We start from the raw sequence: 16,373 nt of genomic DNA, 5'->3' as shown, positions 1-16,373 counted from the left end.
TAATTTTATCATTAATTCTATAAAAATACAATATTCAGAATTTAATATAAAAACATTCTATTTATATCCTAATAATCATAATAATAAATTTTTGACAAGTTAACTTTTATGATAATTTTAAATAAATAGTATATTTATAAATTTTGATAAGTTTCTTATTGAATTTATTTTAAACAACAAAAAAGAGCAGACATAAAGTCTGCTCTTTGTAAAGTTCTATTAGATTTCAGTCTTACTGAATGTTTATCAGAAGAAGAAGTCAACGTTAGCAAAGAATTTGCTAGCATCAGTATCTGTATCCATATCTTTACCGTCGAAGTATTCGATAGTAGCAAGAATGTTTTCAGCAGGAACATAAGAAGCACCTACTACATAACCTTTTTGGTTAGCTGCAGCATCATCATAAGTTGGAGCAATTGCAACATTGTCACCAAGATGACGGTAACCGAAATAAGCACCCCAAGAACCAGCATCTGCAGCATCTGCACCTTTGTATTGAACTTCAACGCTACCAGCTTTTTCATAAGCGTCAGCATCGGATTCAGCATATTGACCAACTAATTTAACGTTGGAATCAAATGCATAGCTACCACCAACATACCAAATGCCAAGGCTATCATCATCGCCAAGAGCGAACTGATGAGTAGTAGCATTAGAATCAATACCAGTTAATTGAGTGTAACCAGCATTAGCTGCAATTTTTTCTGTTGGAGCCCAATCAAATTGAACACCATAGTATTCAGCTGTAACTAATTTTGCGTTTTCATTAGGAGCATATGCATGTCCTTCTTCGCTATAACGACCACCAGCTAAAGTAGTTTTGAATACATCGCTACCAAATGCAACCTGAGCACCAGAGATACGATCATCAAATAACATACCTTGAGCAGTGAATACTGGAAGACGACCAGCTTGTACAGTTGCACCAGCTAAAGGTCCTTCAACATAGATACGGTCAACACCAGCATCGTTATCATCGCCATCACCATGAGCAAATTCAGCGTTAGAATCGCTAGAAAGATCAGCTACATAACCGATACGAGCATTAGCTGTCCAACCGGAGTTACCGATGTAAGCTTTTGGTTCAAGACGGAACATAACTTTGTTGTATGTTTCATCAGCTTTTGCATCATGATCAGCATCCCAATAACGATAACGGAGTTCTCCGCCCCATTTAACGTTGTCGGATTTCTTTTCGAGGTCAGCAACGCGAACGCCGAGGTTATCAAGTTCTTCAGCAAATTCAGCAGCTAATTTGTCAACGAGAGCTTTATCAGCTTTTTCGAGGTCAGTTTTAGCCATAGCACGAGCTACGATCTGAGCCATTTCATAACGAGTCATAGTGTTTTGACCTTTGTAAGTACCATCTGGGTAACCATCAATAACACCATCAGCAGCAAGAGTAGTAACAGCATCATATGCCCAGCTATCAGCAGGAACATCGCTGAAAGGATTTGCAGCAGCAAAAGTTGTGCTAGCAGCGCCAACTACGAGAGCGGCAGTAATTGCAGAAACAAGAGTTTTTTTAGACATAATAAAACTCCTCCTCATAAAATATATTTTTTGTTCAATTGAAAATATATTGATAGGAGAAATGATTATGTATGAGTATCCACGTTTCCTCAACTTTTTTTTCTCTGTGCAATATATTCTTTTCTTGAACTATTAAAATCATATCACAAAGACATTAAAATTGCAACTTTATAATAGAAAGAATATTTTTAATCATTTAAAATATACATGGATAATGAATATTGTAATTGAAAAAATAGGTAATCTTACACTAAAAATAAAATTTTATTTCTTTTTTATTGCTATTAATTACTATATATTTTTATGAAATTAAAATAAAATACCAAAAAATATATTTGATTAAAATTAAATTAATTTTTGATTAAAATTTTGAAGCTGAAATAAGGATAGTTTATTTAGTATAATGACAATATAAAGAATTTATTATATATAGTGAATTTATTATATATAGTTAGGTAGAAAAATATTTATATGAATGAAGGTGATAATATGGAATTTTCAATGGAATATATTTTTAGAATAATTTTATCGGCAATTTTAGGTGCACTTATTGGTTTTGAAAGACAATTTAAACATAAATCAGCTGGTCTTAGAACGAATATTTTAGTATGTATAGGTTCATGTTTAATAATGATTTTATCAAATTTGTTATATGAACAAGTAGAAGGAAAAACAAATGCGGATCCGGCTAGATTAGCTGCTCAGGTGGTGAGTGGTATAGGTTTTTTGGGAGCAGGTGCGATTATAAAAGAAGGTGTAAATGTAATTGGACTTACAACAGCAGCTTGCATATGGGTAGTTTCAGGAGTAGGTCTTGCAGTAGGTGCTGGATATTATTTAATAGCAATTTTTGCTTCATTATTAGTATATATTATCTTAGAAATTTTATCACAAATGGATAGTTGGTTTGTACCTACAGATAATATTATGATCAAAATAAAGATGATAAATAATAGAGATAAAATAGAGGAAGTATATAATAGACTATTAAATTTGGGATTAAAAAGTAAAAATTTTTCAGTGAGTGTAGTTTCTGAAGAATTAGTGGAATTAGATATTTTGATGTTTAATCCCAAAAGATTGAAATTAGCAGAGATATCAACATATTTTATATCGATGAAAGGTGTTGTAAAATCTATAGAAATTCATTGAATTAAAAGATTAAGCCGAAATGCTTAATCTTTTTTTATTAAATATAAGTTTCAATAGTGCATAATACTTGTCATTTTATAAAAAATGATGTATACTATGAGAAAATATTTGTCTTTATATTGTGTTTGTTTTAAGGAGTTGGATTATATTGTTGAGTCGTATTGGAAAAAAATATCAAGAAATGGCATTATTAAAATTGATAATTTTAGGACTTATTATTGGGATTTTTATTGCCGTAGCTGTGCCAACAGCAGTTCCAGCTGTTGCTATTTTAGGTGATTTATTTGTTAAAGCTTTAAAAGGAATAGCACCTATCTTAGTATTTGTGCTTGTAATGAATGCTATGGCACAAAAAAATGCAGATGCTAGTTCTTCTATGAAACCTATCGTAAAACTTTATGTAATAGGAACATTTTTTGCTTCTTTAGTAGGTGTATGTATGTCGTTTTTATTTCCGACAACATTACAGTTACAAGTAGCAGATGCTACAATTGCTCCACCAAGTGGAATTGTAGAAGTTTTACATAATTTACTTATGAGTATTGTTGATAATCCAGTTAATGCTTTAGTTAATGCGAATTATATAGGTATTTTAGCTTGGGCTATTTTAGCAGGTATAGCATTACATGCTTCTTCTGATAAAACAAAAACTATGATTGCTGATTTGGCTAGTGCTGTTACAAAAATTGTAAAATGGATTATTCGTTTTGCTCCTTTTGGTATTATGGGCTTAGTGGCAAATGCAGTGGGAACAAGTGGTGTAGGTGCACTTTTAGGATATGCTCATTTACTTGCTGTATTACTTGGAGCTTTCTTCCTTGTAGCACTTGTTATGAATCCATTGATTGTATTTTTACACATTCATCGTAATCCTTATCCATTAGTTTTTGCTACACTTCGTGAAAGTGGTTTATATGCTTTCTTTACTCGTAGTTCAGCTGCTAATATTCCAGTAAATCTTTCTTTATGTAAACGTCTTGGTTTAAATGAAGATACTTATTCTATTTCTATTCCACTCGGAGCAACAATTAATATGTCCGGTGCAGCGATTACAATTGCTATTCTTTCTTTAGCAGCTGCTCATACACTTGGTATTCAAGTTGATATTTTAATGGCTTTATTATTGTCTATAATTGCTACAGTTGGTGCTTGTGGTGCTTCTGGTGTAGCTGGTGGATCACTTTTACTTATTCCAGTAGCTTGTGCATCTTTCGGTATTAGTAATGATATTGCAATGCAGGTAGTTGGTGTAGGCTTTATTATTGGTGTTCTTCAAGATTCTTGTGAAACAGCTTTAAATAGCTCTAGTGACGTATTATTTACAGCAACAGCAGAATTTGCTGCTCGTTCTAAAGAAGGAACTCTTGATGTAAAAGATATGGTTCCACAAAATAGAGCTTAATAATATTTATGATAATATATTTATGGAATTAAAATAAAAAGCAATGCTTAGGGTTAATAAAACTTTAGGCATTGCTTTTTTATCAAAAAATATGTTTGTATATATTATAATGAAGGAATTTGAATAAAATTAAAAGGACTTAGCTTTTAGCTAAGTCCTTTTTGTAGCTTAAACTACATTAATTTATGTTCAAGTTCTTGTATTTTCTTTTTATGATGTTCAATAGCAAATTTCAAATGATTTTGTTCTTCTTCACTCGTGAGATGTTTAAAAGCTTCTTCAAGTTTTGCTAAACGAGTTCTAACTTCAAAAAGCTCATCACTTAATACAACTTTTTCATTTAAACCGATGCCATAAACAGTTCTGATATCATTTAAAACAATATCAGCGTAACCAGGCTCAGAAGATATAGTTTCAAGATATTTGGCTAATTCATAAATGATACTATAAGGATCTTTTCCTTCATTTAACCATTTTAATAAATTCATCTTGATGTTTTGTTCTTTACCATGTGTAGAATTAATATTATCTGTCATTTTTATTATAATGCTGTTTGAAGATATTCTTTAATAGCATTTCCATCTTCCATAGTCATAACAGTATCTAAAGCAGCTTTTGCTTGAGCAGATGTTATGGAGCGAATTTTTTCTTTTACACGTGGAATAGATGGAGCACTCATACTAAGTTCATTAATACCCATAGCCATTAAAATAGCAGCAGCATTAGGATCACTAGCCATTTCACCGCACATACCTACCCAGATGTTGTTTTTACGGGCAGATTCAATAGTGAGTTTAATAAGACGAAGTACAGCTGGATTGAAATGATTATAAAGATAACTTACATTAGTGTTAACACGGTCAACAGCAAGAGTGTATTGAACAAGGTCATTAGTACCAATGCTAAAGAAATCAAGATATTTAGCAAGTACAGGAGTCATTACAGCTGCTGCTGGTGTTTCAACCATGATACCAAGTTGAACATTATTGGAATATGGTTTTTCTTCTTGTGCAAGTTGAGATTTAGCTTCTTCAATAATTGCACGTACCTGTTTAACTTCTTCTACGTTGATGACCATTGGAAGCATCATTGCTGCTTTACCATAAAGACCAGCACGTAAAATAGCTTTAACCTGTGGCATGAAAACTTCACGACGGTTTAAGCAAATACGAATTGCACGGTAACCTAAGAAAGGATTTTCTTCTTCTGGGATATTTAAATATGGGAGTGGTTTATCGCCACCGATATCCATTGTGCGAATTACACATAAATGACCATTGCATTTTTCAATAGCTTCTTTATATGCTTTGAATTGAGTTTCTTCATCAGGAATAGTATCTCTACCCATGAATAAGAATTCAGAACGGAATAAACCTACGCCTTTAGCACCAAATTTCATAGCAGCTTCAACATCTAAGTGAGTGCTGATATTAGCCATGAGATCAACTTCTACACCATCTTTAGTTACTGTTGGAAGTTTAGAAAGTTGAGCATAATGTTCTTTTAAGCGACGTTGTTCTTCTAATTTTACCTGATAGGAAGCGATTAAATCTTCAGTTGGATCAACGAAAATTTCACCTGTATCACCATTTAAGATGACTTCAGCATTATCAGGAATATCTTTAATTTTATCGCCAAGTCCTGCAACAGTAGGAATTGCTCTTGCTTTAGCAATGATTACAGCATGGCAAGTTGTACTACCATTGCCTAAGATAACACCAGCAATTTTTTCTGTAGGAATATTAGCAATAACAGATGGTTCGATTTCATCTCCGCAGAGAATTACAGCACCACCATCAACAGTTTTTTCTTTAAGACCTAAAATACGTCTTGTTACGCGTTTACCAACATCGCGGATATCTACGGCACGTTCACGGAAATAAGTATCGTCCATTTGTTCAAAGATAGATGCATTTTCTTCAGATGCTTCGAGTACTGCTTTAGGAGCACTACCACAAGCACCAAGCTTTAACATAGCATTTTCTTCGAGCATAGGGTCTTGTACCATCATACGATGTGCTTCCATAATGCCTGCTTGTTCAAGCATGCCTTTATCGCGAAGTGTTTTGATATTTGTTTGAAGTACTTCAGCTGCATAAGCTAAAGCTTCTTTAATTTTAGATACTTCTTCTTCAGCTGTTCCTGGAGTATAAGCATCAATATAAGATTGTAAATCTTCTCCGAGTTTCATTACTTTGGCAATAGAAATACCAGTAATAACTCCTTTTCCTCTTAATTCGTACGGCAAAGTACAAATCCCCCTCTCTCACTAATTCAGTTTAAAAATTATTCTTCACCAAATTTGCTTTTGATGAGGCCAGTAAGAGCATCAATAGCAGCCTGAGCATCATCGCCATCAGCAGAGATTGTGAGTTCGCTACCTTGAGTAAGACCAAGGCTCATGATCATAAGAATGCTTTTTGCATCAACAGTTTTACCTTTAGCAGTAAGTTTGATTTTGGAGCTGAATTTGTTAGCTTCCTGTACAAACATAGATGCAGGACGTGCATGTAAGCCAGTTTTGTTTTCAATAATAAGTGTTGTTTCCATTATAAATAAACCCCTCTCTAAGTACATATAGAACATAATTGTGAATTTAACAATATCGTTTGAAAATTATGTCTTTGTTAATTATAACCAAAAATTGTGAAAATGACTAGTGGATTTTGGAAAAAAATAAGAAATTTTCTAAAAAAACCTTAATTGAACGTCATTTCTGTCATTTTATGATTGATTTTATACATATTATTAAATTCTATAATTTATAGAGAATATGTATAAGCTTTTTCTTGAAATCAAAAAAATAGTAAATTATAATAAAATCTATCAAAAAAAGGCAGGTGAAATAATAGTGAAGCAATTTAATCAAAATGATATGAAAAGTGTAAGTGATTATATCAATAATTTTTATGAAGATAATCCATTTACAAAGCATTTAGGTGTAGATATTGTTTCGATTAATAAGGGTAATGTTTGCGTTAGTTTAACGATTAAACATGAGCATACAAATGTTTATGGTATAGCTCATGGTGGTGTTATTATGTCCCTTTGTGATATGGCTATGGGTGCAGCCTGTCTTAGTGTGGGAAAAAAAGTAGTAACGTTGGATTTTAATATTAATATTTTAAAATCCATTGATGAGGAAGATACAGCAATTGTTAAAGGTACAATCATTCATAATGGAAGAAGTACATTAGTTGCTGAATGTGAAGTTTTTAATAAAGAAAATAAATTATGTGCTAAAACACGTGGCACATTTTTTGTGATAGGACGATTAGCTAGTGAATGAAAAGATTTTTAAACAATTTATAACCTTTATTGTAGTTTTTGTGCAAATTTTTATAGTATTTAATCCAGCAAGAGCTATGGATAGCATCGTAGATGATGCACCACCAGTTGATGAATCAAAGCCATATATTCCAGTTACTGCAGATAATTTGCAAGATATGACAGCTCAAGCCGCTATTTTAATCGACGCTACAACTGGTAGAATACTTTATGAAAAAAATCCAGACGCAAAAGCGATGCCAGCAAGTACAACAAAAATGATGACTTGTATATTAGGCTTAGAAAATGCTAATGATGATGACATAGTTGAAGTTGATAAACGTGCTGTAGGTGAAGATGGTTCTGCCATTTATATAAATGAAGGCGATAAAATAAAAATGTCAGAATTGTTGCAAGCTACAATGCTGGCTTCTGGTAATGATGGTGCTGATGCTATTGCTTATTATGTAGGAAAAGGTTCTTTAGAAACTTTTGTGCAAATGATGAATGATAAAGCAAAAGAAATTGGTGCAACTAACACACATTTTAATAATCCTCATGGATTAACAGATCCAAATCACTATACAACAGCTAGAGATTTAGCTAAGATTGCGAGATATGCATATCAAAATGAAAAATTCCGTAAGATAGTTTCTACAAAAGAGCAGGAGATACAGTGGATAAATCCTGCTGAACGAAGAGATGTTTATGGTAGTACTAATCGCTTATTATGGAACTATGATGATGTAACAGGTATAAAAACAGGATATACTGATGCTGCTGGTGGATGTTTGGTAGCTTCTGCACAAAGAGATGGCGTTACACTTATTGCCGTAGTATTAAAAACAGCAGATAGTAGAGCACGTTTTGTTGAGGGCAGAGCTTTATTAGATTATGGCTTTAAACATATAAAAGAAGTAAAAACAATTGACGAGCAACAATTAATATCAAATATATATACACATAATAGTTCTAGTTATAAAACTACAGTGAAACCTGCTCAAGCTTTTACCTATCCTATAATGGATAAGGAAAAAGCAGAAGATTTTTCTTGGAAGATGAATTTACCAGCATACGTTGACGCTCCTTTGAGTGAAGGTGAAAAAGTAGGAACTGTTGATTTACTATATCAAGGAAATGTTATTGGCAGTGTGGATATGGTGACGACAGAAGAAGTACCTGAAGGATTTAACTTCTTAGGATTTTTGCATAAATTATTTTTTAGTTGATAATTTGTAAGTGATTAATAAACGAAGGGAATGATAGTATGGAAGCATTACTACACGCTATCAGTGGTGTTTTGACTTTGATTTTTATGGGGCTGATAGGTTGCTATCTAGCTAAGATTGGTTGGATAAACAAAGATAATAAAGCTCTATTGCCGAAATTGGTAACAAATGTATCATTGCCTTTGTTTTTTATCTATAATATTACACATGCTTTTAGTCATGACCAATTATTGCATTTGATAACTGGTTCTATCGTGCCATTTATTTCTATTGGTATATGTTTTATTTTAAGTGTGTTTTTGGCAAGATTTATGTCTAAAAAAGGTCATAGAGGGATTTTTCAATCTACATTTACAACTTCAAATACTATTTTTGTAGGTTTACCAGTAACTATGGCATTATTTGGTGAGGAAGCAATACCTTATACTTTATTGTATTTTTTTGCTAATACTACATTTTTTTGGACTTTAGGAAATGCTTGTATTCAGGCAGATTCAAAAGAATTTTCTTATCATCAGATGTTTACTTTAAAGACATTGAGAAGAATTTTTTCTCCACCAATTTTAGGATTTTTAGCTTCATTGATTATTTTAATTTTGGATATTCCTCTACCTAAATTTTTTATGGATACAGCTCAATATATGGGAAATTTAACCACACCACTTGCTTTGATTTTTATAGGTGTAACACTTTATTCCATGGGTTTGAAAAAAATTCGTTTTGATTTAGGTTTAATAGGTATATGTTTAGGTAGATTTATAATTGCACCGCTTAGCATGTACTTATTGTCGTTTATCTTCCCTATGCCAGAATTGATGTTTAAAGTATTTGTAATCATGGCGTCATTACCGGCGATGATTCAAACAGTAGTATTATCTAGTCTTTATAATACAGATACAGAATATGCGACATTAGTAGTTTCAGCTACTACATTGTTATCTATAATTACAATTCCAATTTATATGGTATTATTATCGTAAGTTTTTGTTCATTTCTTTGATGACAAAGAAACGAACCAAAGAAATCACCGCAGATAAAATTTTAATTTTGAAAATAATTATCGCTTCATACAACGCTTAGAAACTCGCTACGCTCAAACATTCAGACTAAAACCGTATTCAGCGATAATTATTTTCAATAACCTTGCAGTTACCTTTAAAATTTTATAATGCGGGAAATAAAAGTAAGCATTATTTAATGGTAATTAATATTTATATTAGTTTGTGAATAAGAAAAATCATGTGAAATGTTGTACCTATTAGTGGATTTTACAGCAATAAAAATTGTTTTTATCAGAGTAAAATCAGTGTCATGGGGCAATTTTCTTTTTTTATATTTTTATTTAAAAGAAGACAAACATTGCACATATTGAGGAGAAATTTTTATGTCCTATAAGGTTTATTTATTTGATTTTGATTATACCTTGGCAAATTCGGAAGTTGGTATTGTGAAGTGTTTTGAATTGCTTATGGAGCAGGAAGGGTATCCGCTTCGTCCTAAAGATGAAATAAAAAGAACTATTGGTCTGCCTATGAGTGAGGCTTTGTCTATATTGACTGGAGAAAATGATGAAGCTAAAATACAGGAATTAAAAGATAAATATACTGTTTTTGCTGATTTATATATGACAGAGAATACATATTTATATGATGATACAAAAATGGTATTGAAGACGTTAAAAGAACATGGGGCTAAGATAGCAATTATCTCTAGTAAAACACGTCGTCGTATTATGCAGACTTTGACTAGGGACAAAATAGATGATTTGGTAGAATTTATTATCGGCAGTGAGGATAAATATGCATATAAACCTGCTCCAGATGGAATTTTAGAGGCTATTAAACGTTTGAATGTAGATAAAAAAGATGTAATTTACATCGGTGATAATATTGTAGATGCACAGGCTGCTCAAAATGCAAAAGTGGATTTTGCAGGTGTTTTAACAGGTAACAATATTAAAGAGGATTTTGAAAAATTTCCGCATATAAAAATTATGAAGAAATTAAAGGAATTACTATAATCATTGTTTATTTAATCCGTGTTACATGTTTACAAAATTAAATAAATAATATATAATAAATATGATATTTTATAAGGCGATGGTGCTGAGTATTATTAAATATTCAGCACTATTTTTTTATAAAATAATAATGAATATATATACAAAAAAGAGGAGGTTTTATAATGAATAAAATTGATTTAAATAGTGATTTAGGTGAGAGTTTCGGCGTTTATACTATTGGTTGTGATGAAAAAGTATTAAAATATGTAAGTTCAGCTAATATAGCTTGTGGTTTACATGCAGGAGATCCAGATGTAATGAGAAAAACGGTTTGTTTAGCACTAAAAAACAATGTAGCTATAGGTGCTCATCCTGGACTTATGGATTTGATTGGCTTTGGTCGTAGAAAAATGGACATTAAACCACAAGAGGCTTATGATTTGATTATTTATCAAATAGGAGCTTTAGATGCTTTTGTAAGAGCAGAAGGGGGAAAAATGCAACATGTAAAACCACATGGAGCTTTATATAATATGGCAGCTAAAGATAAATCTTTGGCAGAAGCTATCGCAAGTGCTATTTATCGTGTAAATCCAGATTTGATTTTGTATGGTCTAGCAGGTAGTGAATTAATTAAAGCAGGTGAAGCTATTGGTTTACAGGTTGCAAATGAAGTTTTTGCAGATAGAACTTATCAAGCTGATGGTAGCTTGACTCCTAGAGTACAAGCAGATGCAATGATAAAAGATGAAGATAAAGCTATAGAACAAGTTTTGACTATGGTTGAAAAAGGGATTGTACATACAACAACAGGTGAAATCGTTGAAGTAAAAGCAGATACAGTTTGTATTCATGGAGATAGTGAAAAAGCATTGGCTTTTGCTAATAAAATTAGAGCAAAATTAGAAGCAGCTGATGTAGCAATTAAAGCTTTTAAATGACAATTTTGATGTAGTTTGTTTAGAGATTTATACAGAAAGGAATGATTGTTAATGAATAGTAAAAGTAATTTCAATTGGAGTGTACTTTTAGGTGCGGCTTTCTTAATGGCTACATCTTCAATTGGTCCAGGATTTTTGACGCAAACGACAGTATTTACACAAACTTTATTAGCTAGTTTTGGTTTTGTTATCTTAATTTCTATTATTTTAGATATTGGTGCTCAGCTAAATGTTTGGCGTGTAATTGGCGTTTCTGGAAAACGTGGGCAAGATGTAGCAAATATGGTTATGCCAGGCTTGGGATATTTGGTATCTTTATTGATTGTAATGGGCGGATTAGGTTTTAATATTGGTAATATCGCTGGTGCTGGTTTAGGCTTTAATGTAATTTTTGGCATAGATACAGTTACTGGAGCGATTATCAGTGCGATCATCGCTATATCTATTTTCTTATTCAAAGAAGCGGGCAAACTCATGGATAAGTTTACGCAAATAGCTGGATTTATTATGATTATATTGACTTTGTATGTAGCAATATCTTCAGCACCTCCAGTAGGTGAAGCTATTTCTAAAACTTTTATGCCTGATGTTATTGATCCACTTGCGATTGTTACTTTAGTAGGTGGTACAGTAGGTGGTTATATTACTTTTTCTGGTGGACATCGCTTGATTGATGCAGGTGTTGTAGGTAAACAGGCTTTACCACAGATTACAAGAAGTTCTGTTACTGGTGTTTGTGTAACAGGTATTATGCGTGTATTTCTATTTTTAGCTGCATTAGGTGTAATTTCTAATGGTTTTGCTTTAGATCCAGCCAATCCACCAGCTTCTGTATTTAAATTAGCTGTAGGCGATATTGGTTATAAATTATTTGGTGTAGTTATGTGGGCAGCGGCTATTTCTTCAGTAATTGGTGCAGCATATACTTCAGTATCTTTTATTCGCAGTTTTAGTCCTAAAGTAGAAAATAATTATCGTTGGTTCGTTATTGCTTTTATTGTATTTTCTACAGTAGTATTTGCTTTTGTAGGTCAACCTGTAAAGACACTTATTGTTGTAGGTACATTAAATGGCCTTATTTTACCGATTACTTTATTGGTAATGATCATTGCAGCACACAAAAAATCTGTTGTAGGTGATTATAAACATCCTATTTGGATGAGCGTATTTGGTATCATTGTTGTCGCTATGACAGCTTATATGGGTGTATTGACTATAATGAAACAATTGCCAAAATTATTTAGTTGATTAATGAGGTGCTATTTTGAGTATGGAATTTAAAATAAAGCCTTTAGGTGAAACAGGCTTATTGGTGAATTTTGGTGATACTATATCGCCAGAGATACATCGCAAGATAAAAACTTTAGCTGATTATTTACAAATGCATCCTTTTGTGGGTATGCAAGAATATGTGATTTCTTATACAAGCGTAGCAGTTTATTATAATCCTTTTGTAGTTAGAAAAAATGCTTTGCAAAATAAAGATAAATCAGCATTGCAAATTGTGATAAAAATAATTAAAGATTATATACAAAAAGCAGAGAATTTTCCTCAAAAAAAAGCTAAAGTGGTAGAAATACCTGTCTGCTATGGAGGAGAATATGGGCCAGATATTGAGTTTGTAGCAGAGTATAATGATCTATCAGTACAAGAGGTAATCTCTATTCATACCAAGCCAGAATATCTAGTGTATATGATAGGTTTTTGTCCAGGATTTCCTTATTTGGGTGGTATGGATGAACGCATTGCGACTCCTCGTAGGACTACACCTAGATTGCAAATTCCAGCGAGAAGTATTGGTATAGCTGGAAATCAAACAGGTGGTTATCCAATAAGTACGCCAGGTGGTTGGCAGATTATAGGTAGAACACCTGTGGAAATGTTTAGACCAGAAAATGAGACTGAGCCAAGTTTATTGAATTCTGGAGATATTGTAAAATTTGTAGCTATTAGTGAACAAGAATATTTAGCATTGAGGAATGGTGAGTCTAAATGAGTTTGAAAATTATTCGTCCAGGGTTGATGACTACCTTGCAAGATGCAGGAAGATATGGCTATCAAAAAATGGGGATAATAACTTCTGGTGCTATGGATATGTATTCATTGCGTATGGCAAATATTTTGGTAGGCAATGATGAATATGAAGCTGCTTTGGAGATTACGCTCCGTGGGCCAACGATAGAATTTACCTCAGATACACTTATTGCTATCACTGGCGGTGATTTATGTCCTGTACTTGATGGTCAAAAGGTACAAACACTTCGTCCTGTAGCTGTAAAAGCGGGAGCTATTTTGAAATTTACATCTTGTAAAGTGGGAGCAAGAGCATATTTAGCAATAGCAGGTGGTTATGACGTACCAAAAGTAATGGGTAGTAAAAGCACATATTTGCGAGCTGGTATTGGTGGGGTTTGTGGTAGAGCTTTACAAAAAGGTGATTTATTGAGCACAAATGAACCAAGTGAATATGGTCAACAAATGATGATAAATTTATTATCACGCGGTGCACATTCATATGCTCATGCTAAATGGTATATCAGTAAGGTGCATACATCTCAAGAAAATCTCAGAAAGCCTATTCGCGTGATGGCAGGGTTGCAATATGATGAGTTTTGCGAGAAAGCTAAATATGATTTTTGTGCCACTGATTATTTGATTACAACTCAATCTGATCGTATGGGATATCGTTTGAGTGGAGCTAAATTAGAATTAAATCATCCATTGGAAATGATTTCAGAAGTGGCAAGTCTTGGTACTATTCAAGTACCACCTGATGGCAATCCTATCATATTGATGGCAGACCATCAGACAACAGCAGGATATCCAGTCATTGGTCAAGTAGCTGCCGTAGATGTGGCTAGAATAGCACAATTAAAACCAGGTGATAGAATTTATTTTAAATTGATTAGTAATGAAGAAGCTGAGCGTTTATATATTGAAATGGAAAAATGTATCAGTAATTTAAAAATTGCTGTAGCAGGAAAATTATAATTTTGGAGGTTATTTCATTGTTATCATTAGAAGAAATCAAAGAATTAGTTAAAGTCATAGAGGAATCATCATTAAATAAATTAGAGTTAAAATATGAAGATGGCAAAATTTTGATGGAAAAAGCTGGCATGGTAGCAAATGAAGTCATGCCTACGATAAACACTGTAGCTCCTGTAGCTGTTCCAGCCAAGACAGGAGAACAGATTGTAGAAATAACTGCTCCTATGGTAGGAACTTTCTACAGTGCTCAAGATCCCAAATCAGAGCCTTTTGTAAAAGTTGGTTCTAAGGTAACACCAAATACAGTAGTTTGTATTTTAGAGGCAATGAAATTATTCTCAGAAATTGAAGCAGAAGTAGAAGGCGAGATTACAGAAATCCTTGTAAAAGATGGCGATTTCATTGAATTTGGACAGCCTTTATTCAAAGTTAAAACTGTATGATAAACAGTTTATAATTTGCTAAGAATAGAAAGGATTAGTGTCGATGTTTAAAAAAGTATTAATAGCTAATCGTGGAGAAATAGCGGTGAGGATAATTCGTGCTTGTCATGAATTAGGCATTAATACAGTAGCTATTTATTCAGAAGCAGATAGAGATGCTCTTCATGTTCGTTTAGCTGATGAAGCTTATTGTATAGGGCCATCTCAAGCCAAAAAAAGTTACTTAGATATTTCTCGCATTATCGAAGCGGCAAAGGCTGCCAAAGCTGATGCCATACATCCAGGATATGGCTTTTTAGCAGAGAATGCAGATTTTGCTGATGCTTGTGTAAATTATAATATAGCTTATATTGGAGCTAGTGGCGAAGCTATTCGCAAAATGGGCGACAAAGCGGTAGCACGTAAAACAATGCAAGAAGCTGGTGTGCCAGTTGTTCCAGGTACACAAGATTTAATTCATGATGAACAAGAAGCACGATTGACAGCAGAAAAAATAGGATATCCTGTGCTCATAAAAGCGACGGCTGGTGGCGGTGGCAAAGGGATGCGTGTCGTAGAAGATAGCACCGACCTTGTGAAAGCACTTCGCCAAGCAGCTCAAGAGGCAGAGCGTTCATTTGGCAATGCTGGTGTATATTTAGAGAAATATTTAACACATTCTCGTCATGTAGAAATTCAGATAATGGCAGATAATCACGGCAATGTCGTTTATTTAGGTGAAAGAGATTGTTCTACACAAAGAAGACATCAGAAAGTTATAGAAGAAGCACCATCTCCTGTAGTTTCTCCGGATATGCGAAAAGAAATGGGCAAGGCTGCTGTAAATGCGGCTAAAGCAGTAAACTACAGTGGAGCTGGTACGGTAGAATTCATTGTCGATAAAGATAGAAATTTTTATTTCATGGAAATGAATACACGCATTCAAGTAGAACATCCTGTCACAGAGATGGTCACGGGTACAGATTTGATTAAGACGCAGATAATGGTTGCTGCTGGTGAAGTATTGCCATGGACTCAGCATGATATTCATATGAATGGTTGGGCGATAGAATGTCGTATCAATGCCGAAGATCCGCTGCACAATTTCATGCCTTGTCCTGGTCGCATCACAAAATATAAGCCCCCATTTGGCAATGGTATCCGCGTGGATAGTGCCATGTATAAAGATTATTTAATCACCCCTTTTTATGATTCCATGATAGCTAAATTAATCGTATGGGCACCGACTAGAGCAGAAGCTATTGATAAAATGGAAGAGGCTTTATCTAATTTTAAAATTGAAGGGGTAAATACAACTATTAATTTGCAGAAAAAAATATTAACGACAGAAGCATTTAAAAATGCTGTAATAGATACAAATTATCTTGAAGAACATTTAGAGGAAATATTAAATAAATATTGATGGGGTGATTT

The 16,373-nt window shown here is 33.2% G+C and carries 16 protein-coding genes; 12 read left to right on the top strand and 4 right to left on the bottom strand.

The features are described from left to right. Positions 1-246: 246 nt before the first annotated feature. Positions 247-1,533 (bottom strand): S-layer homology domain-containing protein, encoded by a 1,287-nt coding sequence (locus Q5I67_RS02230; protein ID WP_302486214.1) that lies wholly within the window; start codon positions 1,531-1,533, stop codon positions 247-249. Between the two features lie 489 nt (positions 1,534-2,022). Between Q5I67_RS02230 and Q5I67_RS02225 the strand changes: the two genes are divergently transcribed. Both Q5I67_RS02225 and sstT read left to right on the top strand, forming a co-directional pair. Beyond that, positions 2,023-2,685 carry an MgtC/SapB family protein gene (locus Q5I67_RS02225; RefSeq protein ID WP_302486213.1) on the top strand — a complete coding sequence of 221 codons (663 nt, stop codon included), beginning with the start codon at positions 2,023-2,025 and terminating at the stop codon, positions 2,683-2,685. A 148-nt stretch (positions 2,686-2,833) separates the two neighbouring features. Next, positions 2,834-4,087 carry a serine/threonine transporter SstT gene (gene sstT / locus Q5I67_RS02220; protein ID WP_296899445.1) on the top strand — a complete coding sequence of 418 codons (1,254 nt, stop codon included), beginning with the start codon at positions 2,834-2,836 and terminating at the stop codon, positions 4,085-4,087. Between the two features lie 173 nt (positions 4,088-4,260). Here the strand turns inward: sstT and Q5I67_RS02215 are convergent, their stop codons facing one another. Genes Q5I67_RS02215 through Q5I67_RS02205 form a run of 3 tightly spaced genes read right to left on the bottom strand, consistent with a single transcriptional unit; the run spans position 4,261 to position 6,637 of the window. Then, on the bottom strand, positions 4,261-4,623 hold the full coding sequence (locus Q5I67_RS02215; RefSeq protein ID WP_296899447.1) for a hypothetical protein: 363 nt from the start codon (positions 4,621-4,623) through the stop codon (positions 4,261-4,263). 5 nt (positions 4,624-4,628) lie between these two features. Continuing rightward, entirely contained in the window at positions 4,629-6,335 is a 1,707-nt protein-coding gene (gene ptsP, locus Q5I67_RS02210) for a phosphoenolpyruvate--protein phosphotransferase (RefSeq protein WP_296899449.1), read from the bottom strand. Positions 6,336-6,373: 38 nt separating this feature from the next. Then, positions 6,374-6,637: an HPr family phosphocarrier protein gene (locus Q5I67_RS02205; RefSeq protein ID WP_296899451.1), complete on the bottom strand. Its 264-nt coding sequence runs from the start codon at positions 6,635-6,637 to the stop codon at positions 6,374-6,376. 301 nt (positions 6,638-6,938) lie between these two features. On the opposite strand from Q5I67_RS02205, the gene Q5I67_RS02200 reads away from it, so the two are divergent. The 10 genes from Q5I67_RS02200 to accC all read left to right on the top strand — a co-directional run bounded on the left by Q5I67_RS02200 (position 6,939) and on the right by accC (position 16,362). Next, positions 6,939-7,376, top strand: a complete 438-nt coding sequence (locus tag Q5I67_RS02200) for a PaaI family thioesterase (protein ID WP_296899453.1) — start codon at positions 6,939-6,941, stop codon at positions 7,374-7,376. Beyond that, positions 7,369-8,583 carry a D-alanyl-D-alanine carboxypeptidase family protein gene (locus Q5I67_RS02195; protein WP_302486212.1) on the top strand — a complete coding sequence of 405 codons (1,215 nt, stop codon included), beginning with the start codon at positions 7,369-7,371 and terminating at the stop codon, positions 8,581-8,583. The genes Q5I67_RS02200 and Q5I67_RS02195 overlap by 8 nt, the downstream gene beginning before the upstream one ends. A 38-nt stretch (positions 8,584-8,621) precedes the next feature. Continuing rightward, positions 8,622-9,563: an AEC family transporter gene (locus Q5I67_RS02190; RefSeq protein WP_302486211.1), complete on the top strand. Its 942-nt coding sequence runs from the start codon at positions 8,622-8,624 to the stop codon at positions 9,561-9,563. Positions 9,564-9,967: 404 nt separating this feature from the next. Continuing rightward, complete coding sequence (locus Q5I67_RS02185) at positions 9,968-10,603, top strand: HAD family hydrolase (protein WP_302486210.1); 636 nt, start codon at positions 9,968-9,970, stop codon at positions 10,601-10,603. A 164-nt stretch (positions 10,604-10,767) separates the two neighbouring features. Next, positions 10,768-11,526: a LamB/YcsF family protein gene (gene pxpA / locus Q5I67_RS02180; RefSeq protein WP_296898640.1), complete on the top strand. Its 759-nt coding sequence runs from the start codon at positions 10,768-10,770 to the stop codon at positions 11,524-11,526. 51 nt (positions 11,527-11,577) lie between these two features. After that, positions 11,578-12,774 carry an NRAMP family divalent metal transporter gene (locus Q5I67_RS02175; RefSeq protein ID WP_296898639.1) on the top strand — a complete coding sequence of 399 codons (1,197 nt, stop codon included), beginning with the start codon at positions 11,578-11,580 and terminating at the stop codon, positions 12,772-12,774. A gap of 22 nt (positions 12,775-12,796) precedes the next feature. Further along, positions 12,797-13,522, top strand: coding sequence for a 5-oxoprolinase subunit PxpB (gene pxpB / locus Q5I67_RS02170; protein WP_302486209.1), 726 nt, complete (start codon positions 12,797-12,799; stop codon positions 13,520-13,522). Continuing rightward, positions 13,519-14,517, top strand: coding sequence for a biotin-dependent carboxyltransferase family protein (locus Q5I67_RS02165; RefSeq protein WP_302486208.1), 999 nt, complete (start codon positions 13,519-13,521; stop codon positions 14,515-14,517). The genes pxpB and Q5I67_RS02165 overlap by 4 nt, the downstream gene beginning before the upstream one ends. A 17-nt stretch (positions 14,518-14,534) precedes the next feature. After that, the gene (accB, locus tag Q5I67_RS02160) at positions 14,535-14,960 is read left to right on the top strand and encodes an acetyl-CoA carboxylase biotin carboxyl carrier protein (RefSeq protein WP_296898633.1); all 426 of its coding nucleotides are present in this window, start codon (positions 14,535-14,537) and stop codon (positions 14,958-14,960) included. A gap of 43 nt (positions 14,961-15,003) precedes the next feature. Beyond that, positions 15,004-16,362 (top strand): acetyl-CoA carboxylase biotin carboxylase subunit, encoded by a 1,359-nt coding sequence (gene accC, locus Q5I67_RS02155; protein WP_296898632.1) that lies wholly within the window; start codon positions 15,004-15,006, stop codon positions 16,360-16,362. Positions 16,363-16,373 lie beyond the last annotated feature (11 nt).

Origin of the sequence: uncultured Megamonas sp. (genome assembly GCF_958438645.1) — a bacterium.
Lineage (GTDB): Bacteria > Bacillota > Negativicutes > Selenomonadales > Selenomonadaceae > Megamonas.
This window is presented reverse-complemented; position numbering and strand designations above follow the sequence as displayed.